This window comes from Stenotrophomonas sp. PS02301, from assembly GCF_029959485.1.
Lineage (GTDB): Bacteria > Pseudomonadota > Gammaproteobacteria > Xanthomonadales > Xanthomonadaceae > Stenotrophomonas > Stenotrophomonas maltophilia_Z.
The window spans coordinates 1-19,126 of record NZ_JASCOO010000002.1 but is presented as its reverse complement, the minus strand read 5'-3'; the positions used below and the strand labels follow the sequence as shown (position 1 = coordinate 19,126).

Here is a 19,126-nt window from a genome sequence, read left to right as displayed (position 1 = left end):
CCGTGACGGGCACCCGCCCCCGGTCATGACATGGGGCTGGCACGCGATGCACGGCCGGCTAACACGCACCGGCGCTAAGGTGGAGATCCGCACCGGTGGCTGCACGCCACGAGGATCTCCGCCCGCAATGACTGCCGCACGAACCCACCCACGATGCCGCGTGCTTCTCGTCGAAGACGATGCGCCCATCCGGGAGATGACCAAGGACATCCTCAACGACGATGGCTTCGATGTCCTCGACGTCGGCGATGCCGAGGCCGCGCTGGGTTGCCTCAGGCACGACGGCCCGTTCGACCTGCTGGTGTCCGATGTCGGCCTGCCCGGCATGGACGGTCGCGATCTGGCCACGATCGCCACGACCCTGCACCCGGCCATGCCGATCCTGTTGGTGACCGGCTACGCGGGGCCCGCCGGGGCCCGGCCCGACTTCCGCGGCGAGGAGATCAAACTGCTGCGCAAGCCATTCACGCTCAAGCAACTGGTGACCTCGGTCAGGTCCCTGCTCTGACAGCAGCTGGCCTGGCTACGACGGGTTCCTGATCGCCAACAGCGCGCGGGCGCGTCGCTCCAGTTCGGCGGTCGTGAAGGGCTTGGTCAGCACTTCCATGCCGTCCTCCAGCTGGCCCGCGCCCACCGCTGCCGACGCCGCGTAGCCGGTGATGAACAACACCGGCAACGCGGGACGCACCTGGCGGCCGGCGTCAGCGACCTGACGGCCATTGAGCCCACCGGTCAGCCCCACATCGGTGATCAGCAGGTCGATCGTCTCGTCGGAGCGCAGCAGGTCGATGGCCTGGCCTCCTTCCGGTGCCTGCAACACCCTATAACCCGCGCCGCCAAGGACCTCGGTCAACAGCGCGCGGATCGCTTCCTCGTCTTCCACCACCAGAATGGTGCCGACGCTGGGCGCTGAACGCGCCGGCAGGTCCTGTGAGGGTTCTTGGGCGGCGTCCGCAGGGGTCTCGCCGACGAAGCGCGGCAGGTAGAGTTCCACCGTGGTGCCGTGGCCAACCTGGGAATCGATCCGCACCTGCCCGCCGGATTGGCGGGTGAAGCCATAGATCATCGACAGCCCCAGGCCGGTCCCCTGCCCGATCGGCTTGGTGGTGAAGAACGGCTCGAATACTTTTTCGATCACCGCCGCCTCCATGCCGGTCCCCGCGTCCTTGACGGCCAGCCGGACGTAATCGCCCGGCGGCGTATCCAGCGCCGCCGCGCCCTCGCCACGCAGGCTCACGTTGGCCGCGCTGATCAGCAGCGGGCCACCCTGAGGCATCGCGTCGCGGGCATTGATGCACAGATTCAGCAGCGCATTTTCCATCTGCGGCACATCCACCAGTACCGCCCAGGGATCGGACGCCAACTGCGTGGAGATCGCGATCGAAGGCCCCAGCGTGCGCGAAATGATATCCAGCATGCCGCGCACCATCGTATCAGCCACCACCGGCGTGGGCGCGAGCGTCTGCCGGCGGGAGAACGCCAGCAAGCGCTGGGTGAGCGCCGTGGCACGCGACGCGCTGGACTGCGCCATCTCCAGGTAGCGGCCGATGTCGTCATACCGCCCCTGATCGATCCGCAGCTCCAGCAGCTCCAGCCCCACCGAGATGGCGGTCAGCAGGTTGTTGAAGTCATGCGCCAGGCCACCGGTCAACTGACCCACGGCCTCCATCTTCTGACTCTGCCGCAGCCGCTCCTCGGCCACCTGCAACGCGGCGCTGCGGGTCTGCACGCGCTCTTCCAGGGTCAAGGTCAACTCGCGCAGCTGCTCTTCGGCCTGACGCCGCTCGGTCACATCCGAGGCGGTGCCGAACCACTCGGTGATCTCACCGGCGCTGTCCAGCAAGGGCACCGCACGCATCTGCACCCAACGCACACTGCCATCGGCCAGCAGGCTGCGGTGCTCCAGTTCCAGCGGCAGCCGCTGCGCCATCGCACGCGCAATGGCCTGCTCAAGCAGGGCACGATCATCGGGGTGTACGTAGCGTTCTCGCCAGTCGGTGACCGCAGGCAGGCTCTCGTCCGGTGCCACCGGCCCGGTCGCCAGGATCTGACGCATCTCGCGCCAGTCCGCGGTGACCGCATACAGCGACTGCGAGGAGGCGCTCACCAGCGCGCCGAGGCGGCGCTCGCTATGGGCCAGTGCATCGCTGGCGCGGCGCTCCTGGGTGCGGTCGCCCAGTACCTTGACGAAGCCCAGCACGGCGCCATCTTCATCGCGCAGCACGGTCATCGCCCCGCTGGCCCAGAAGCGCTCGCCGGACCTGCGCGCCAGCCAGCGCTCACCACTGACCCCACCCGAGGCCATCGAGACGCCCTGGTTGTGCCGCAACCGCTTGGCCTGGATATCGTCAGCGGTGTAGATCACCTCCACGTTCTGACCCAGCATCTCCGCCTCGGTCCAGCCGAAGATGTGCTCGGCCCCGGCATTCCACAGGGTCACCTTGCCCTGCAGGTCCGAGGCGACGATCGCGTAATCGCTGGCACTGTCGATGATCTGGCGATTGCGCGCCTCCACCTGCCGCATCGTGCGCTGCAGCTCGATGTGGGAGGTGACATCCAGGCCCTGAACGAATACGCCTGCCGTGCTGCCATCCTCACCGGCCACAGGCTGGAAGACGATATCCAGCATGCGCCGGGCCGAGGACGGATCGGACGGGAACGGCGCGTCGTACACCACCTCGCTGCCGATATACGGTGTGCCGGTGCGGTACACCTCATCCAACAGCGGCATGAAACCCTGGTCGACGATTTCCGGCAGCGCCTCCCGGATCGACTTGCCCAGCACATGGCGATTGCCGACCAGCCGTTGGTAACCCGGATTGGCCAGCTCGACCCGATGCTCAGGCCCGCTGAGGAAGGCCATGAACATCGGCGACTTGTCGAACAGCGCGATGAGCCGCTCGTTCTCCTTGGCCAGGCGCTGCTGGGCCACGATGATGCTGGTCACCTCGTTGGTCACGCAGAACGCGCCACCGACCCTGCCATCGTCGAGGAAGATCGGCGAAAACGAGAACGTCCACCAGGTCTCTTCAGGCACGCCCTGACGGCTCATCGCCACCGGCAGGTTCTCGTAGCGGGAGGATTCACCGGCAAAGGCGTTCTCGATCGGCGCGCGTACGGCATCCCAGGCATCGGCCCACAGCTCCCTCAACGGCGCGCCGAGCGCGCCCTCCAGGCGGGGCCCCAGAATCGGGCTGTAGGCATCGTTGAAGAAGAACGTCAGGTCATCGCCCCAGACCACGTACATGCTTTCGGGCGAGGCCAGGATCAGATTGACCGCATTGCGCAGCGCGCCCGGCCAGGTCTCGATCGGCCCCACCGGGGTCGCCTGCCAATCCAGTGCACGGACCTGCTCGGCCATCGGCCCGGTGCTGCCGGGAAAGCGCCCCGCCACTGCGCTCATGCGCACCGCTCCAGAACCACCGGGGCGCGCGTGCCGCGCAGCTGCGCGGCAGACCAGGGAAGGATGGACATCATCGGGGCACCGAACCTTGAACTGAAGGCATTGCAGGAGCTGGGGGAACGGCAGGCAGCGGGGGCCAGCCGGAAGGCGGAAAGCAATGTAAGCCAAGCGGGGCAAATCCATGTCAAGGCCGGCAGACGGTGCCAGCGCCTGGATCGATGTGCACGCGCCCGGGACGCACCGTTGGCGATGATGCGCGCACCTCCCCACCCCACCACTGCCATGGCCAAGCCAACGGGCTCCCGTCTCGTCATCTATGCCGCCCTCGCCGGCAACCTGGCCATTGCCATCGCCAAGTTCGTCGCCGCCGGCATCTCCGGCAGCTCGGCCATGCTCAGCGAGGGCGTCCACTCGCTGGTGGACACCATCAACGAGTTGCTGCTGTTGTACGGCCTGCGCCGTGCCGAGCAGAAGCCGGATACGCTCCATCCCTTCGGCTACGGGCGCGAGCTGTACTTCTGGAGTTTCATCGTGGCGCTGCTGGTGTTCGCCGCCGGTGCCGGTGTATCGGCCTATGAAGGCATCCAGCACATCCGCACCCCCGAGCCGGCCACCAACCACCTGATCAGTTACGTGGTGCTGGGCATCTCCTTTGTGTTCGAAGGCACCTCATGGTGGATCGCGCTGCGCGAATTCCGCGCCACCAAGGGGGCGATGGGTTACTTCGAGGCGTTCCGTCGCAGCAAGGACCCCTCCACCTTCACCGTGCTGCTGGAAGATAGCGCCGCCCTGCTCGGCTTGGGTTTTGCGCTGGTCGGCCTGCTTGCCGCGCAGTTGCTGGACATGCCGGTCCTGGATGGCGTGGCGTCGCTGTGCATCGCCGGCGTGCTGGCGGTCACCGCCTTCCTGCTCGCCCGCGAGACCAAGGGCCTGCTGGTCGGTGAGCCCGCGCACCCGGCCGTCGCCAAACGCATTCTTGCCGTCGCCACCCACGATGCGGACCTGCGCCGCGCCAATGGCGTGACCACGATGCAGATGGGCCCGGACCAGGTGGTCGCGATGCTGAGTGCGGAGTTCGAGGACGATCGCACCACCCCGCAGATCGAGGCCTGCATCACGCGCATTGAAAAGGCGGTGAAAGCCGAGTACCCCGAGCTGGTCGCGCTGTTCGTGAAACCGCAGACGCCGGAGGTGTTCCAGGCGCGGCGGGCAGCGTTGGGGGAACCCCATCCCGACACGTGACCCCCGTGCAACGCGTGCAACATCGCAGGCGCTGCGCACGATGCCGTCACGGATGACGTTGGATGCTCAGCTGCCATGCGCCGCTTCGCACAAGCCATCGCGGATAGCGAGTCACTCCCCGCCGGCCTTCCTGCTGAGTTGGCGCGGACGCTGGCGGCCGCGCCGGACCACTACAACATCGCCAAGGGTGGCGTGGCCACGGTGCTCGCGCGCGACCATGACGGCTCCATCGCCGTGGCCGACATGGTGTGGGGCCTGGTGCCGCGTTGGTCCAAGGAGCCGGCCACGCCGTATACCACGGTGACCGCACGGCTTGACCGCGCGCCACGCAGCCGCATCTACGCGCAGGCCTGGGCGCAGCGCCCGTGCGTGCTGCCCATGACCGGCTACTACAAATGGGACCGCGAGCGCCGCCCCCCCTGGCCCCTGTTCGTGCAGCGCAAGGATGGCCTTGCCCTGCTCGCAGCCGGCTTGTGGGAGCACTGGGAAAGCGACGACGGCCAGCAGCTGGACAGCTTCACCGTATTGACCGGCCCCAACAGTGCGATCCCTTCCCCACTCACACCGGACGGGCCGATCTTCATCGCGCCGGCCACCGCACTGGACTGGTTGAGGGCCACCCTCCAGACGCCTGCGGCATTGCGTGCCCGCGCCTCCACCCCGGCGCTGGAAGCCTATCCGGTCAGCCGCGCGTTTCGTGATCCATCGCGTGACGATTACACCCTGTTGGAGCCCGTCGATCCGGATACCGCCGCGGCCATCAACGAACCACAGCCATGGGATGGCGACGGATGGGATGAACGCGATGCGGATGAGTGACGTGCAGCGCACGTGAGCGTCAACCTTTCCGGCGCTTGAACGGATTCCGCGCCCGCGCGCAGATTTCACCTTCGCGCCACCGCGCTGCCGTCAGGGTGGAGATGCCCAGCAACACGGGCCCTCTCTCTAATCAATTGTGGAGTCAACCATGGACAAGAATCGCACTGAAGGCGCCAAGAACCAGGTCAAGGGCACCGTAAAGGAAGTCGTGGGCAAGGTCACCGGCGACAAGACGAAGGAAGTGGAAGGCAAGATCCAGAAGGGTGTTGGCGAAGTCCAAAGCGACGTGGGCAAGGCGCGCGACGACGCTCGCCGCTGAGTCTTGACCCCTCCGCTCTCTGACCCACATCGGGCAGAGAGCAGTGGGAGGCTAGCCGTGTGCATCGCCGGCGTACGCCACCCAACCTCTGAACGAAAGCGCGGTATAGAACAGACTCGGCCGCTCGAATCCTGCCTCCTCCAGCAGCTCGACTTCTTCCTCCGGCGACAGGGTGGGCAATCGGTTGGTGATCGTATCGGCTCGTACAGCGGCCGTCTCACCGCCCAGTCCACGCGCTGTCACGAACGCCGCCCAGCGCTGGAACCACCGGCGTTTCTCTGCCGGATCGCCCGGCACGCTATGGTGCGCGATGATCAGCGGTGCACCGGGCGCGAGCCGACGCCGTAGTGCACGCAGCGTGCGCAGGCGCTCTTCGGCCGAGAGAAAATGCAGCGTCAGCAAGCAGGTGGCGCCATCGAATGCGGTAGCTGGCGCACTGTCGATATAGCCTGCGATGAGTTCCACCCGGGCCGACAGCGTATCCCCGAGCACGCGCTTGGCGAGCCCCAGCATCTCGGCGGAAGGATCCACGCCGGTGAAGTGCCAGGCAGGACTCGCCTCGGCAAAGGCCTTCAACTCCATGCCACCGCCAGCCCCGAGCACCAATACCCGCCCGTGTGGCGGTACGTGTTCGGCCAGCAGAACGTGGGCCATCTGATGCAACGCCTGGACGCCGGGTACCTGGCGGACCAGGTTGTCGGTGTACTGGGCGACGGCATCGGGATCGGAGAAGGACATGCAGGCCACCTTGTTCACAGTGGCGCATAATGTAACATTAATAGTTACATTAAAGCTCGCATCACTTCAGCAACCCCATCAATGCGTGGTGCACCGCTACCCCCGCCAGCGCGCCCTCACCCACTGCCAGCGCGATGCTGCCCGCCATCCGGGCCGCATCGCCGCAGGCGAAGACACCCGGCACCGTGGTCTGCTTGGCCGAATCGGTGGTGATGCAGCCGCCGTCCTTCAGCTCACAGCCCAATTGCTCGGCCAGATCACTGGATAGCCGCGAGTGCGGCGAGATGAACAGCGCATCCACCGCCACGTGCCGCCCATCGGCGAGCACCACGGTGGCGGTGTCCTCCACGCGCTGCACCTGGGCCGACTCGATCACGACGCCGCACGCCTCCAGCCGTGCACGCTGCTCGGCACCGATGCTGGCAGATGCCTCGCTGCAGAACAGCGTGATCTGCCCCCAATCGCACAGCAGCAGCGCCTGGGCCGCACCGCCATCCTTCGCGCAGCCAATCACCCCGATGCGCCCCTCAAACACCTCGTAGCCGTGGCAGTACGGGCAATGAAAAACGCTTCGGCCCCAGCGCTCGCCGATGCCTTCGATGTCGGGCAGGTCGTCGGTTACCCCGTGGGCCAGGATCACTCGATCCGCCACGAATGTCTGGCCCGCTTCAACCCGGATCTTGAAGCGTCTGCCGTCATCGATCGGCTGCGCCGCCACCGCCGTACCGGTGAGCCAGGTCAGGGTGGGATAGCGCAGCAGCTCGTCGCGGGCCTGGGAGGCAATGTCCGCCGGCGGCAGGCCTTCCCTGCCGAGGAAGCCATGGGCGACGCGGGCATTGCGGCTGCGTGGCTTTCCCCCGTCGATGATCAGCACGTTGCGCCGGGCACGCACCAGCTGCAGCGCTGCGGACATGCCGGCGTAGCTGCCGCCGATGATGATCACGTCGTACTTTCCGTTCTCGGGCGCGGGAGTGGACATGGGGCTTCCAAGGCTGGGCTGAGGGCATCATGCGCCCGCCCATCGGCTACAGCCTGTGAGGCAGCAGGATTCGACGCGCATGCCCCTGGCGGCGGGATGAGGGCTTGAACTCCCTGGCAGGTAGCGGCTACGTTTCCTGTACGCCCTGCATGGAAGAACTGCGATGCGTTCAAGGTTGATACGCTCCTACCCGGCAACCCGGGCAGCAACGCTGACTGTCGCCCTGTTCGCAGCCGCCGCGGCAACCGCCGCTGAGCCGCCCAGCTTCTTCTCCGCGCTGGATCACTACGGCAACGAGGACTACGCCGCCTGCAGCACCACCCTGGGTGAGCTGTACCGCCAGGACCTCCCCTTCCCCGACGGCGGCGAACTCCTGTTGATCGAATGCACAGCCGCTGCGGGCGATCATGCTGCGGCGTTTGCATACGTTGATGCCCTGCTCGCGAGCGGTCGCCTTCCGCTGGGCGACCTGCGCACGAAACAACGGCCCGGGCTGGACGCACTGCGTGCCGATCCGGCGTGGCCGGCGGTGCTGCAGCGCGTGGTCGCCGAAGAGAAGAAGCGCGAGACGCTGCGCGATGCGCCCCTGCGACTTGAACTGTTGGCGCGTGAGGCCAAGGATCAGGCAGCACAACATGCCGCCATCGCGGCAGGCGGCGGAGATGCGTGGGGGCAGACCGCGCCGGTGAAGGAAGCCAATGCGACCTGGCTGAAGGGCATCATCGCCGAGAAGGGCTGGCCGGGTATCGCGCGCGTCGACCGCGATGGGGCCAAGGCCGCATGGGTGATCGTGCAGCATGCCGATCATGATCCCGCGTTCCAGGCGCAGGCACTGGCCTTGATGCAGAAAGCCGCTGAAGCCGGCGATGCCGATGCCGCTGACGTGGCGCTGCTTACGGATCGCGTGTTGCTGGCCCAGGGGAAGCCGCAGCGTTACGGAACGCAGTTCGGGGATGCTGCCGATGGCGCGATGGAACTGCGGCCCACCGAGGATATGGAAACGCTGGATGCACGGCGGCGTGCGGTGGGCTTGCAGCCGTTGGCGGCGTACAAGGCGATGCTGTCGGAGATGTATGGCAAGGCGGTCAGATAGGAGGCTGCCGTTTTCTGCGCTGGCGGGCGTGTGTCCCGATGCCGGTGCTGGTCATACACCGTCAACGCAACAGTGGCATCCTGCATGTTCGTGCGGGAGCCCAACAATGCGGATAACGGGAAATTCCATTGCAGCAAGTGCTGTCACGCTGAAGGTCGGCGTGGTGTTCTGGGCGCTGGTGGCCTGGCGGACGCCCGGCGGCGAGCCTTGGGACGCGCCTGCGTTCTGGACCGTCGTCTATCCCCTCGCACTGGCCATTGCCGCAGTGCTAGGCGCGTGTTTTCCCCGTAAGTCCTGGCTATGGGGACTGTTGCTCATGGTGCTGCAAGTGCCGGTGGTGGCCGTGATGTCAGGCGTTGGTCCGTTGTTGCTGGCCGGAGTGGTCTACGCACTGGTGCTGGCGTTGCCTGCGATGGCTATCGCGGCAGTGGCGGGCGCGCTGCGTCGCCGCCTGTATGGGAGGGTTTGAGACGCTCAGCGCTTCGCCGGCTGCCACCCTGCGCGCATGGCATCCGCAGGGCTGCAGAACATGCGCTCACCGTGGCTCAGGTCGATGCGCGTGCGCTCGTAGTCCCGCTGGCCGGGCACATGGTAGATCTTCCTGCCCTCGCGGGAGATGTTGCCCTTGATGCGGCACCCGCCCGACGACGACTGAGCGGCCACCGGGGCTTGTCGTGCCGTCTGGTCACGCTTGCTGCGCCGATAGTCAGCTGGCATCTGGAATGGCCCCTGCCAGAGGTTCCGCTGGTGCTGGCGCGCGTCGGCTTCGTCCGCGATGAATGCCGTGGCGTACTGGCGATACGCGACCGCCCAACCGGAGCGCACCATCCACCGATTGACCGACGCCCCCTGGACAAAGCACTCCGCCACCACCCGGCCGTAGCGGTCGGTGTCCTTGGGCTGGCAACGAACGGTCTTGTCCAGCAGATACTCATCCAGCACGGCGGCTGACCGCCGGCCACAGGGCCAGGGACGTCCGTCTTTGGCGGTGCATTGCTGGGCGCTTTCCGGCGCATCGATGCCCCAGAGGCGGATGCGCTGCTTCGCCACGGTGAGAGTGTCCCCATCCGTGACCGTCGCGCGGCCAACCAGCTCTGCTGCCATGCCAGGAACCGAAGCAAAAACCAACAACAACACCACCAGACCTTTCAACATCATCAACAACAACGTCCTCTAAGCGCATGCTCGTATGCGGGCGCCAGTTCAAACAGGGCTGAACATTTTAGCGGAGGTGGAGAAAGGACGCCGACCACATCGACGGCCCTTCAATTCGGACGTGTTTTCCTGGTGGGGTCGTCACATATGAAACGCCGGGCCTGCCGAGAACGTCGGCGAGTTCACCCTGACCCGCAACGCAATGAGCAGACTGGCGAGGAGCATCACCGCTGCAGCCACAGTGAGGACTGCGACGATGCCGCCCAATCCGAACACCAGGCCGCCCAAGGCAGCGCCCGCGGCGATGGAGGACTGCACCGCTGCAACCACCATCCCGCCCGCACTCTCGGCCTGATCGGGCACCGCACGTGCGACCCAGCTCGACCACGCCACCGGCACGCCACCGAAGGCCAGGCCCCAGAGCGCGACCAGGAGTGACAGCCCGCCAGCGCCCACCGGCAACAGGAGCATGCCCAGAGCAGCTACGCCAACCACGGCAGGCATGATCACCAACGTGACCTTCATACTGCGCTCCATGAGCCAGCCGGCCAGCAGTGTGCCGACAAAGTTCGCCACACCAAAGCCGAGCAGAATCAGCGCCAGGCCATCAGCGCTCATCTGCCCCAAGCTCTCCAACGCTGGGCGGATATAGGTAAAGAGCGAGTACTGACCGGTGTGTGCCAGAACGCAACCGAGCATTCCGACTGCAACACCCGGCCGGCGTAGGAGCCCCACCACCGACTCAGGGGTCGCCGCCTTGCGCGGCGCCATTCGGGGCAGCGTGAACCACTGGAACGCAAACGTGAGTCCCCCTACCGCCGTCGCCGCCCAGAAGGCGCTGCGCCAGCCCAGCAACCCGCCGAGGTAGCTCCCCAAAGGAACCGACACCACCGTGCCGACCGCAATCCCGCTGAAGATGATGGACAGCGCGCGAGGCACGCGCTGTGACGGCACCAACCGCATGGCCACGGCCGCTGCCATGCTCCAGAAACCGCCCAGCGCAATGCCCAGAAGCACGCGCATCAGCAGCAGGACCCCCATGCTGGATGACAACGCCACCAAGGCGTTGGAGAGGATCATCAGAGCCGTGAAACCCAGCAGCACCCGCCGCCTGTCTATCGAACGGGTCAGCCGCGGCACAAGCAGGCCAGCAAACAGCGCCACAACTGCGGTGACCGTCACCGCTTGGCCGGCCAGCGCCTCCGACACCCCGAGGTCCGCCGCCATCGGCGTCAACAGACTGGCCGGTAGATATTCCGCCGTGAGCAGCCCGAAGACCCCCATGGCCAGCGAAAACACGGCCACCCATGCCGATGAAGACGGCTCCGCGCTCCCCCTGTCCACAGAATCCCGCGCTTCCGCGGCATCCACTACGTCATTGCTCATCAAAGATCCCAGTGCATTCGTGCAGCCGAGAGTCTAGGGAGGCAGGGCAGGATGATCTATGATTGTCCAACCTATATTTTTGATCGAAGCCCCGGGCCGCTCAATGATCCACGCTCCACACCAGTCCCAGCCTTCCGACCTGATCAGCGAGCTGCTGACCGGCATGCGACTGCATGGCGTCCAATACCGACGCATCCAGACCGGGCCGACCTTTGGACTTGGATTTCCCCCGAAGCCAGGCCATGCCTACTTCCATTACCTGGCAGTGGGCAGTGCGATCCTTCGAGGCGCGGATGGCAGCCAACACCTTCTGTCCGCCGGGGATGTCGTGCTTCTTCCCCGCGGAGAAGGCCACGCACTGGTGTCGGGCGAGGACCATCCCGTCCAGTGCCTGGAAACGATAGAGGCCGCCCCACTGGGTGACACGGTGAGCGGGATAGACACGTGCCCGAGTACACATGCCGTGCCAAGCGCAGTGCTTTTCCACGGATGCATGCTGTTCGATCTCGGTGGCATGCAAGGGTTGAGCAAGTTGATGCCGGCCGTGATGTTGGCCGATGGCAACGCCGCTGCGTTCCCTGGGCTGTTGCCGATGGTCGACGCGATGAAGCGCGAGGTGTGCTCCGGACGTATTGGCTATGCAGGCATACTCGCCCGGCTGGCGGATGCCGTCGCCGCCATGATCGTGCGTGACTGGGTCGAGCGCGGTTGCGACGGAGCCGCCGGCCTGGTCATGGCCATGCGCGACCCTCGTTTGTCGCTGTCGTTGCTTGCTCTACACAGAGACCCTGGACGTGACTGGACCGTCGAAGCGCTGGCTGCAGAATCCAACATCTCGCGATCTGTCTTTGCGGACCGGTTCCAGACCGTCATAGGGACCGCGCCTCTGCGATACGTGACTGAGCTGCGTATGCAATTGGCGAGTCAATGGCTGAGCCAGCAAAGCCTATCCATCGAGATAGTGGCAGAGCGTCTTGGGTACGCGTCGCAGGCTGCCTTTAGTCGCGCGTACAAGCGGGTCATGGGGCACTCGCCTGGCGCGACTCGGCGGGGACATCGCTTGGCCTTGGCATAGCGGGCAGTTTGGGAGCAGTCGCTCAAGCCGCCTGAGCTTCGTGAACGGGCTGCAATTGGTTGGCGATCGCATCGGAACGCGCCACCGCTGGTCGAATGCGATCAGCGGTGGTGTGTCACGCCCCTTTCGGGGCGCTCCGTGCTGATAGCGATCGGTGGCCTGAGATTGTTGGGTGCATCCATGCACCCAACCCTTCCGCGCTGCGCGCTCCAGGGCCAGCCGTTCGGCTGTCCGGATTCGCTCCCGGCGAATCCGTCGAACCCGCGCGGCCTCGGCACCTTTTTCTCTCCGCCAGATACGCAAAACGCCCCTTTTGGGGCGCTCCGTGCTGATAGAGACCGGTGGCCAGGGATTGTTGGGTGCATCCATGCACCCAACCCTTCCGCGCTGCGCGCTACAGGGCCAGCCATTCGGCTGTCCGGATTCGCTCCCGGCGAATCCGTCGAACCCGCGCGGCCTCGGCACCCTTTTCTCTCCGCCAGATACGCAAAACGCCCCTTTCGGGGCGCTCCGTGCTGATAGCGATCGGTGGCCAGGGATTGTTGGGTGCATCCATGCACCCAACCCTTCCGCGCTACGCGCTCCAGGGCCAGCCATTCGGCTGTCCGGATTCGCTCCCGGCGAATCCGTCGAACCCGCGCGGCGTCGGCACCCTCTTCTCTCCACCAGATACGCAAAACGCCCCTTCCGGGGCGCTTTGCGTATCTGGCGGAGAGAGTGTCGTCCATGCATCGGTCCATAGCAGTCCGGGAAAGACTTCGATCCCGTCATTTATCCCGCTTCGTCAACACGTTACGCCCGCATGACATCCAGTACCATCCACGCACGTGCGTGCGCAGCGGCGTACAAATGGCATACTGAATGGCATACTGAAACCACCCAAGGGCCTCATGGCACTCCTCACAGATCTCAAAGCCAGAGGCATTGCCCCCGGTAGCCATCCGGTTCCCCACGGCGGCGTAACTGGTCTGACGCTGCTCCCCTCGAAGAAGCAAAAAGGCAGCGGCAAGTGGGTACTCCGCTACGTAAGCCCCGTTAGCGGCAAGCGACGCAATGCAGGGCTGGGCGCCTACCCCGAAGTCGGAATCGCCACGGCTGCAAAGATCGGCCGCGAGATGCGTGAGCAGATCGCAAATGGGCAAGACCCACTGACTGAGAAGGAGGCCCAGGAACAGAGACAGGCAGTCCCAACCTTCCAAGGGGCTGCGATCCAAGTACACGAAGAGCTGAGGCCCGGCTGGAAGAACGCCAAACATGCTCAGCAATGGATCAACACGTTGACTGAATACGCCTTCCCCAGGATCGGCGCTATCCAGATCGATCAGCTCACTCCGCGCCATGTGGCCGACGTACTAAGACCTATCTGGCTGGAGAAGGCGGAGACAGCCTCGAGGGTCAGACAGCGGATTCATGCTGTGATGGCATGGGGATGGGCCCATGGGTTCAACAACGCGAACCCCGTCGACGTAGTGGGCCATCTTCTTCCCGGACAGCCGAGCATAAGCATCCGACGGGAGCACCAGCCCGCCATGCCATGGCAATCACTGCCAGCGTTTGCGGCCTCAGAGCTTGACAGCGCTGCGGATCTGGACGTCACAAGGCGAGCGATGCTCTTTCTTATCCTCACTGCCGCCCGTTCCGGGGAGGTCCGCGGGATGACCTGGGATGAGGTGGATCTCCAGGGCGCAGTCTGGACAATTCCGGCAGGCCGGATGAAGGCGAAACAAGCACATCGAGTACCCCTCTCGAGGCAAGCGCTGCGCCTACTCCAGCAGCAGTTGGGGCAGCACCATCAGCTGCCCTTCCCGTCTGTTCGCGCGAGAACCGTAATGTCTGATATGACCCTAACAGCACTCTTGCGGCGGCTAGAGGCTCCCAGCGACTCAAATGGTCGAGTGGCCACCGCACACGGCTTTCGCTCCAGTTTTCGGGACTGGTGTAGCGAGCACGGCTATGCCAGAGATCTTGCAGAACGTGCACTGGCCCATACTGTTAAGAGCCAAGTGGAAGCGGCTTACCATCGCACCGACCTGCTGGAGCAGCGTCGACCAATGATGCAGGCATGGAGTGATTACGTACTACCTAACTATGGGTGAGGCAAGACCCCGGGGCCAACCTCCTTCCGGCATCTGTGTCTTACCGGGTCGTCGACCACAACCGCGACGGGCCTTACATGGCCGGCATCCCCGATCTTGGAGCAGCGCCGGCGACCGTTGCCATTCCGGAGAACGGAGGCAACTTTCGGTGAGGGACAGACAGCACTTGCCGCCCGACTGTGGACCAAGACGGCAAGCGCTGGAGATTTCGACGAAGCAACTTTCATCTAGATAAGCTGCTAGCAGTCTTCTATCAGAAGTGGGCGTCAGCCCCAAGTGCTAAAGCCAATGCACAAGGCTGGAGCTATCCAGGTGCCATCTACATGCGACTACGATAGGGTACACACCCCACTCCATCATCAACAAGCCGTCCAAACCCGCATGGTTAAAGGACTTGGCTGTGATCGACATGGGTCTATACCGTCGCTTTTACCGTCATAAACGCAGATCTTTTGCTGGCGCGGGAGATGGAGCGATTTGCGGGGGAGCGACGTTTTTGACTTCATCATCAATCCAACCAGAGGATACCGAAGAACACCCGGGCCTGTCATTACGAGGTGTCATTTCCCGCTCGAATCCCGCATATCCCGGCAGCGAGGCTCAGGCAACGCGGGTAACGTGACAAACTTCCTGCGGAACCAGTCTCCGTGTTGGCACCGACCGCACCAGGTTGCACACGGCGTCCGGCTGATCCATTGCGCGATGCCACTGGCCGGCTGCCGTTCAAACACGCCATATCGTGCCAAGCCAGCGTTCCATTACAAAAATCACAATGGTGTGCGATGCATGAACCGCCAAACGCGCTTCTGACACCACGATTTTGGGTGGCTCGACGCCGCGTCCATGTGCCGACCCAATGTGGGTCCGGTAAGCGCCGATGCCATCGACGATGGACGCAAGGCCTTGCAAGATTCTTTTTTGATCATCTTGCAGGGTGCGATCAATGTTCAGGCCAAGATGCTGCTGCACCACTTTCCAAAGCGGGCCGATGGTCTGAACGGTTGGCATGTCCAACTGGCGCGTCTCGATGTAGGTCTTGCACAGTGCTTCAATGATGGCACTGGATGCTGTGATCGCTGCGTGCGGATCGCGATCAACTTGCGAGATGGCACGTTCGAACTCTGCTTCGATAGACGAAAAGTCGCCAGCCTTGAAAAAATCTGCGAGTGACTTTGCAGCTGGGCTGGCTCCTGCCAGAGTGATGACCCCGTTCATCTGATAGGTCAACTGGTTCTTGGCCAAACTGCCTCGGATGCGCTCTTGTCCAGGTCCAATCTTCTGACTCCAGTCGTCGGGCTCCAGATCCATGAACTTCTGGATGACTTGGCCGAGCACTTGCATAGGATCGACGGTGGAATCATCGTTGCAGCGTCGAAGCCAACTGCTGCACTTCGTTTCGCAGTTTCCTTCGGGCACGCCTCCCGGGGCACCACTCTCCATGAACAGGGAGTTCAGTGTCGAATGGCTGTAGTAGTGCTCGGCGAGAACAGAAGAAACGGCGCCAATCACGGAGTTCGGAATCTTGGTGATCATGCTTCTTCCCTATTTCTGGTCACGACGATGACCGAGGCAGCAGTGGCCAGCCATCCGGTAGGCGGGCACGCTGAAGTGCTGCGCATCGTGTCGTCTGCCGGGCTTCCATCGCGATGCAGCGCCAATAGAACTAAACCTTCCAGTGGGTCTGGTAGTTGGGGCCGTCAGAAAGAGGCTTCGCGCTCGGCGGGAAGACTTGAATGGTCAACGGGATGGGGAAATCGGCGCCGATGATCGCAGCCTCGCCGGGCTTCAGATTGGGCAGAAACGACGATGCCGATCGGTCGATTTCGCCGCATGCGCGTTCGACAACCTCGCGGTCCCGATCGTTTGTGAGGCGATGCACCACCAGCGTTCCCATCTGACTCAGCACACCTTCCGTGATATCGCGCGGGCGCTGAGTTGAGAGACAGATGTTGAGCCCGTACTTCCGGCCCTCTTTGGCGATCAGCTCGAATGCATCCAGGCGAGCGACCGCGTCATCGGCTCCGATATGCCGCCCGAGGAAGTTGTGTGCTTCGTCGACGATGACGACAACCGGGCGACTCTTGAACGCGCCATTGCGCGCCATGTTGAGTAGATGCCGTCCGATCACATTCGCGATGATCTCGCGTGCCTTGAACTCAAACGCAACGCCGCTCAGGCATATCCGAAGCAGCCGATCCTCGTTGGAGACGAAGGATGAGATGCTTTCAGTCAAGGCGGCAGCCTTCGACTTGAAGACACAGTCGAAGGAAGATGAACTGAGAATGCCGTTAATGCGCGACATCAGGGATAGGCAGTACGACACCTCGCCTGAGTCGCCACCCCATTTGGTGGTGTCTTTCGACCCCCGGGCTGCACCGAATCCGTCGGGGTAAACGCATTCCTGCTCGATCTGAGAGACGAGCTTCCACACATCGAACGCTTGCCGTGGATCGTCGAGCTTCTCCGCAATGCCAGCCTTCGCCTCTTCGGTCAGGATCGGGACTTTGGACTGATCGATCTTCTTGATGATCCCGCCAGTAGCAACATGGGGTGCGAGGGTGGCGAGTCGAAGGCTGCGGATTGCCGCGCGCAGTTTCGGTCCTTGAACCTTGCCGGCGGGCTCAAACAGCGCGATGAAATCCGATTCAACGAAAGACGTTTGCGGCAAGGCGCAAGGGGTGGAAGACTTCGCAGTGTTGACCGGCGCGCCCAAGTGAAAGTTGGAGATGTGCTCTCCGTCGAATCCGCGATATTCCCCCGTCGCGTCCAGAAGGATGATCTTGCTCTTGTAGCGCAGGCATTCTTCAATGATCCGAGCGGTCGTCCAACTCTTGCCGCCGCCGGTGGCGCCCAGAATCGCGCAGTGCCGACCGAAAAGCTTCTCCGGCTTGACCGACACGTAGCTTTCAGGTGCGACATCGATCGAGCCCAGCTTGAGAAGGACGTGGCTGGCTTCGGTCTCCGCCACCTCCATGAACTTCGGCAAGTTAGCGATGAAACTGTGCGGCGCAGCGTAGACCCGATCGCCCAAGCGAGGATAGGAGTCAACGCCCGCCGAGATCCGAAGTGAGTCCATCGCAATGGAACCCAGCAGTTGGATCGTCCCGATGCCGTCCAGGTCCGGCACCCTGCCATGCGAGGTGTCGATCAGGCGCCGGTCGGCATCCGGCAAATGGATCTCGACCACCCGTCCGAGCAGGACATTGAGCTGTCCCTCGATCAGGACGAACTCTCCAACCTCACCTTTTCCGTACCGGCCGCCCAAAAAGTGGGAACCACTGGGCGAGCCCGCCTCGTTGAGGTTGAACTTCACCACCTGGGCGGAGACGGAGCACAGCTGGCCAACATACAACTCCGGTCGGAGCAATCCGCGCGGAAAAGCGTCGGCGACGTCCAACGCGGCACTCATGTCGGCTTGACCAGCGACTTGATGTCGCGCGTGAGCCGCTGCGCGGGCGTTAGAGATTTGAGATCCGGGATCATCTCGGCGAACTCGCTGAATGTGGCATTGATCAGCCAGACGTCCTCACCCTGTTTGGCGAGGCCGTAGAGCGCCTCCCAGAAACGATTCTTCTCCTTGGGCCGAGAGGTCAGGTCGTCCGCCGATGGATTGACAATGATCAACCGCAAATGCGGGTTGGTGCGGACCGCCGCGAGAATGGGCTCAGACAAGTGATCGTCATTGAAGCCGAAGCCCGAGACGATGAGGCAGGTATTCGGTTCACGCAGCGCCGCCAGGTACTGAGAGATCAGTTCCAGGTGCGGTTGTACATAGGACTGCTGGTACTTGCCTTTAGCGGGATAGATGAGACAGGCGGTCGCTGGCGCCGGGTCGGTTTTGATCTCGATGTCACCCGAACCGGATTGATCCCAGTTGACCGAACCATGCAGCTTGTACAGGTGAAACACGCCCTCCAGCGGGTTGCCGACCTCATCGCCTGTCGAAGGTCGGCGGACGATGTCGTATAAGAAAAACCGCGGATCAAACTGCCTAGGCTGCGTGAACGAGAAGCCGTCGAGCAAGACCAGCCCCTGCTTGCCAGCAGCACGCTCAAAGCAAAGATCGTAGTTCGTCGTGAACAACTTCATTCGCGAGTCGCGGACGCGGCGACGAGACAGACGGTGCAGGAACGTCCGATGGCTCGCCAACTTGGAATCGTCAGCGCCATCGAGAAAGGCGGAACACTTCTTCAGGATTACAGCCTTGGAGGCGGATACGAATTTCTCGACCTGCTCGCTCTTCTTGATCTGAAGGTATGCATCGCATCGCGAAAGCAGGGCCTCAATGTTCTCGTGTTCGACTGCAGTCTCATAGCCGATCTCGGCAATGACGGCTTTGGCCTGCTCGCTCGGCTTTCGTTCATCTGCTCCAGTGTCAGGATTCGCATTCACGCAGTGATCCCACAGCGTCCACATCGAGGGGCCGTTGATCTCTCCCAGAGATGTCCCGCTTCCCGCGAGCGCGACCACATGCTGCATCTGAAGCGAGGACAGCAATACCGCTTTCAGCTCTTCGCGAGCGGCGACTGCCTCTGATAGCGTCTGCTGCCTCTTCGCATCGTCGGCCTCGCCAGCCACGTCCGGCCTAAGCGCCTTCCAAGTGCCGGCTTCCGGACTGAAGAAAAGTTGTTGGCCGAAGGTGGTGGTTGGCTGTGGCGTCGTCATGTCGTCCCTATGGATGTATTTGGATACTTCCGGATACCCCGATCGCCCCGGACTTTCTGCTGGAATAGTAACAAAACGCTCGCACATTCTGGGGGGGGGGGGGGGGGGGGGGGGGGGGGGGGGGGGGGGGGGGGGGGGGGGGGGGGGGGGGGGGGG

16 protein-coding genes are annotated in these 19,126 nt (G+C 63.7%); 8 read left to right on the top strand and 8 right to left on the bottom strand.

Annotation, left to right across the window (positions count from 1 at the left end; genetic code table 11):
* The first annotated feature begins 127 nt into the window (after window positions 1-127).
* The gene (locus QMX81_RS00785) at window positions 128-508 is read left to right on the top strand and encodes a response regulator (protein ID WP_183073659.1); all 381 of its coding nucleotides are present in this window, start codon (window positions 128-130) and stop codon (window positions 506-508) included.
* Window positions 509-523: 15 nt separating this feature from the next.
* Here QMX81_RS00785 and QMX81_RS00780 read toward each other — a convergent pair whose 3' ends face one another.
* A complete protein-coding gene (locus QMX81_RS00780) occupies window positions 524-3,403 on the bottom strand; it encodes a PAS domain-containing protein (RefSeq protein ID WP_282257458.1) in 2,880 nt (959 codons plus the stop codon).
* 282 nt (window positions 3,404-3,685) lie between these two features.
* On the opposite strand from QMX81_RS00780, the gene QMX81_RS00775 reads away from it, so the two are divergent.
* From QMX81_RS00775 to QMX81_RS00765, 3 genes are all read left to right on the top strand, one after another.
* Complete coding sequence (locus QMX81_RS00775; protein WP_152151190.1) at window positions 3,686-4,645, top strand: cation diffusion facilitator family transporter; 960 nt, start codon at window positions 3,686-3,688, stop codon at window positions 4,643-4,645.
* 75 nt (window positions 4,646-4,720) lie between these two features.
* Window positions 4,721-5,464 (top strand): SOS response-associated peptidase family protein, encoded by a 744-nt coding sequence (locus QMX81_RS00770; RefSeq protein ID WP_282257453.1) that lies wholly within the window; start codon window positions 4,721-4,723, stop codon window positions 5,462-5,464.
* 148 nt (window positions 5,465-5,612) lie between these two features.
* Window positions 5,613-5,783, top strand: a complete 171-nt coding sequence (locus QMX81_RS00765; RefSeq protein WP_019184192.1) for a CsbD family protein — start codon at window positions 5,613-5,615, stop codon at window positions 5,781-5,783.
* Window positions 5,784-5,834: 51 nt separating this feature from the next.
* On the opposite strand, the gene QMX81_RS00760 is transcribed toward QMX81_RS00765, so the two are convergent.
* Together QMX81_RS00760 and QMX81_RS00755 are read right to left on the bottom strand one after the other, a co-directional pair.
* Complete coding sequence (locus QMX81_RS00760; RefSeq protein ID WP_282257443.1) at window positions 5,835-6,521, bottom strand: class I SAM-dependent methyltransferase; 687 nt, start codon at window positions 6,519-6,521, stop codon at window positions 5,835-5,837.
* Between the two features lie 61 nt (window positions 6,522-6,582).
* Window positions 6,583-7,500, bottom strand: a complete 918-nt coding sequence (locus QMX81_RS00755) for an NAD(P)/FAD-dependent oxidoreductase (protein ID WP_282257441.1) — start codon at window positions 7,498-7,500, stop codon at window positions 6,583-6,585.
* Between the two features lie 163 nt (window positions 7,501-7,663).
* Here QMX81_RS00755 and QMX81_RS00750 point away from each other — a divergent pair, with 163 nt between their 5' ends.
* Together QMX81_RS00750 and QMX81_RS00745 are read left to right on the top strand one after the other, a co-directional pair.
* On the top strand, window positions 7,664-8,593 hold the full coding sequence (locus QMX81_RS00750) for a DUF6624 domain-containing protein (protein WP_121037470.1): 930 nt from the start codon (window positions 7,664-7,666) through the stop codon (window positions 8,591-8,593).
* A gap of 106 nt (window positions 8,594-8,699) precedes the next feature.
* Window positions 8,700-9,062 (top strand): hypothetical protein, encoded by a 363-nt coding sequence (locus tag QMX81_RS00745; RefSeq protein WP_282257437.1) that lies wholly within the window; start codon window positions 8,700-8,702, stop codon window positions 9,060-9,062.
* Window positions 9,063-9,067: 5 nt separating this feature from the next.
* On the opposite strand, the gene QMX81_RS00740 is transcribed toward QMX81_RS00745, so the two are convergent.
* The gene (locus QMX81_RS00740) at window positions 9,068-9,751 is read right to left on the bottom strand and encodes a thermonuclease family protein (RefSeq protein WP_282257617.1); all 684 of its coding nucleotides are present in this window, start codon (window positions 9,749-9,751) and stop codon (window positions 9,068-9,070) included.
* Window positions 9,752-9,889: 138 nt separating this feature from the next.
* Entirely contained in the window at window positions 9,890-11,134 is a 1,245-nt protein-coding gene (locus QMX81_RS00735; protein WP_282257436.1) for an MFS transporter, read from the bottom strand.
* Window positions 11,135-11,192: 58 nt separating this feature from the next.
* On the opposite strand from QMX81_RS00735, the gene QMX81_RS00730 reads away from it, so the two are divergent.
* Together QMX81_RS00730 and QMX81_RS00725 are read left to right on the top strand one after the other, a co-directional pair.
* Entirely contained in the window at window positions 11,193-12,209 is a 1,017-nt protein-coding gene (locus QMX81_RS00730) for an AraC family transcriptional regulator (RefSeq protein ID WP_282257435.1), read from the top strand.
* Between the two features lie 890 nt (window positions 12,210-13,099).
* Complete coding sequence (locus QMX81_RS00725; protein WP_049400622.1) at window positions 13,100-14,305, top strand: tyrosine-type recombinase/integrase; 1,206 nt, start codon at window positions 13,100-13,102, stop codon at window positions 14,303-14,305.
* Window positions 14,306-15,028: 723 nt separating this feature from the next.
* On the opposite strand, the gene QMX81_RS00720 is transcribed toward QMX81_RS00725, so the two are convergent.
* The 3 genes from QMX81_RS00720 to QMX81_RS00710 all read right to left on the bottom strand — a co-directional run bounded on the left by QMX81_RS00720 (window position 15,029) and on the right by QMX81_RS00710 (window position 18,970).
* Entirely contained in the window at window positions 15,029-15,838 is an 810-nt protein-coding gene (locus QMX81_RS00720) for an abortive infection family protein (protein ID WP_049400623.1), read from the bottom strand.
* A gap of 130 nt (window positions 15,839-15,968) precedes the next feature.
* The gene (locus QMX81_RS00715; RefSeq protein ID WP_049400624.1) at window positions 15,969-17,714 is read right to left on the bottom strand and encodes an ATP-binding protein; all 1,746 of its coding nucleotides are present in this window, start codon (window positions 17,712-17,714) and stop codon (window positions 15,969-15,971) included.
* On the bottom strand, window positions 17,711-18,970 hold the full coding sequence (locus QMX81_RS00710; protein WP_049400625.1) for an SIR2 family protein: 1,260 nt from the start codon (window positions 18,968-18,970) through the stop codon (window positions 17,711-17,713). Before QMX81_RS00710 ends, QMX81_RS00715 begins: the two co-directional genes overlap by 4 nt.
* Window positions 18,971-19,126: the final 156 nt, after the last annotated feature.

Excerpts from the sequence above, each read along its gene's own strand:
- QMX81_RS00785 (WP_183073659.1), top strand. The coding sequence starts at position 128 with ATGACTGCCGCACGAACCCACCCACGATGCCGCGTGCTTCTCGTCGAA.
- QMX81_RS00780 (WP_282257458.1), bottom strand. The coding sequence starts at position 3,403 with ATGAGCGCAGTGGCGGGGCGCTTTCCCGGCAGCACCGGGCCGATGGCC.
- QMX81_RS00775 (WP_152151190.1), top strand. The coding sequence starts at position 3,686 with ATGGCCAAGCCAACGGGCTCCCGTCTCGTCATCTATGCCGCCCTCGCC.
- QMX81_RS00770 (WP_282257453.1), top strand. The coding sequence starts at position 4,721 with ATGCGCCGCTTCGCACAAGCCATCGCGGATAGCGAGTCACTCCCCGCC.
- QMX81_RS00765 (WP_019184192.1), top strand. The coding sequence starts at position 5,613 with ATGGACAAGAATCGCACTGAAGGCGCCAAGAACCAGGTCAAGGGCACC.
- QMX81_RS00760 (WP_282257443.1), bottom strand. The coding sequence starts at position 6,521 with ATGTCCTTCTCCGATCCCGATGCCGTCGCCCAGTACACCGACAACCTG.
- QMX81_RS00755 (WP_282257441.1), bottom strand. The coding sequence starts at position 7,500 with ATGTCCACTCCCGCGCCCGAGAACGGAAAGTACGACGTGATCATCATC.
- QMX81_RS00750 (WP_121037470.1), top strand. The coding sequence starts at position 7,664 with ATGCGTTCAAGGTTGATACGCTCCTACCCGGCAACCCGGGCAGCAACG.
- QMX81_RS00745 (WP_282257437.1), top strand. The coding sequence starts at position 8,700 with ATGCGGATAACGGGAAATTCCATTGCAGCAAGTGCTGTCACGCTGAAG.
- QMX81_RS00740 (WP_282257617.1), bottom strand. The coding sequence starts at position 9,751 with ATGATGTTGAAAGGTCTGGTGGTGTTGTTGTTGGTTTTTGCTTCGGTT.
- QMX81_RS00735 (WP_282257436.1), bottom strand. The coding sequence starts at position 11,134 with ATGAGCAATGACGTAGTGGATGCCGCGGAAGCGCGGGATTCTGTGGAC.
- QMX81_RS00730 (WP_282257435.1), top strand. The coding sequence starts at position 11,193 with ATGATTGTCCAACCTATATTTTTGATCGAAGCCCCGGGCCGCTCAATG.
- QMX81_RS00725 (WP_049400622.1), top strand. The coding sequence starts at position 13,100 with ATGGCACTCCTCACAGATCTCAAAGCCAGAGGCATTGCCCCCGGTAGC.
- QMX81_RS00720 (WP_049400623.1), bottom strand. The coding sequence starts at position 15,838 with ATGATCACCAAGATTCCGAACTCCGTGATTGGCGCCGTTTCTTCTGTT.
- QMX81_RS00715 (WP_049400624.1), bottom strand. The coding sequence starts at position 17,714 with ATGAGTGCCGCGTTGGACGTCGCCGACGCTTTTCCGCGCGGATTGCTC.
- QMX81_RS00710 (WP_049400625.1), bottom strand. The coding sequence starts at position 18,970 with ATGACGACGCCACAGCCAACCACCACCTTCGGCCAACAACTTTTCTTC.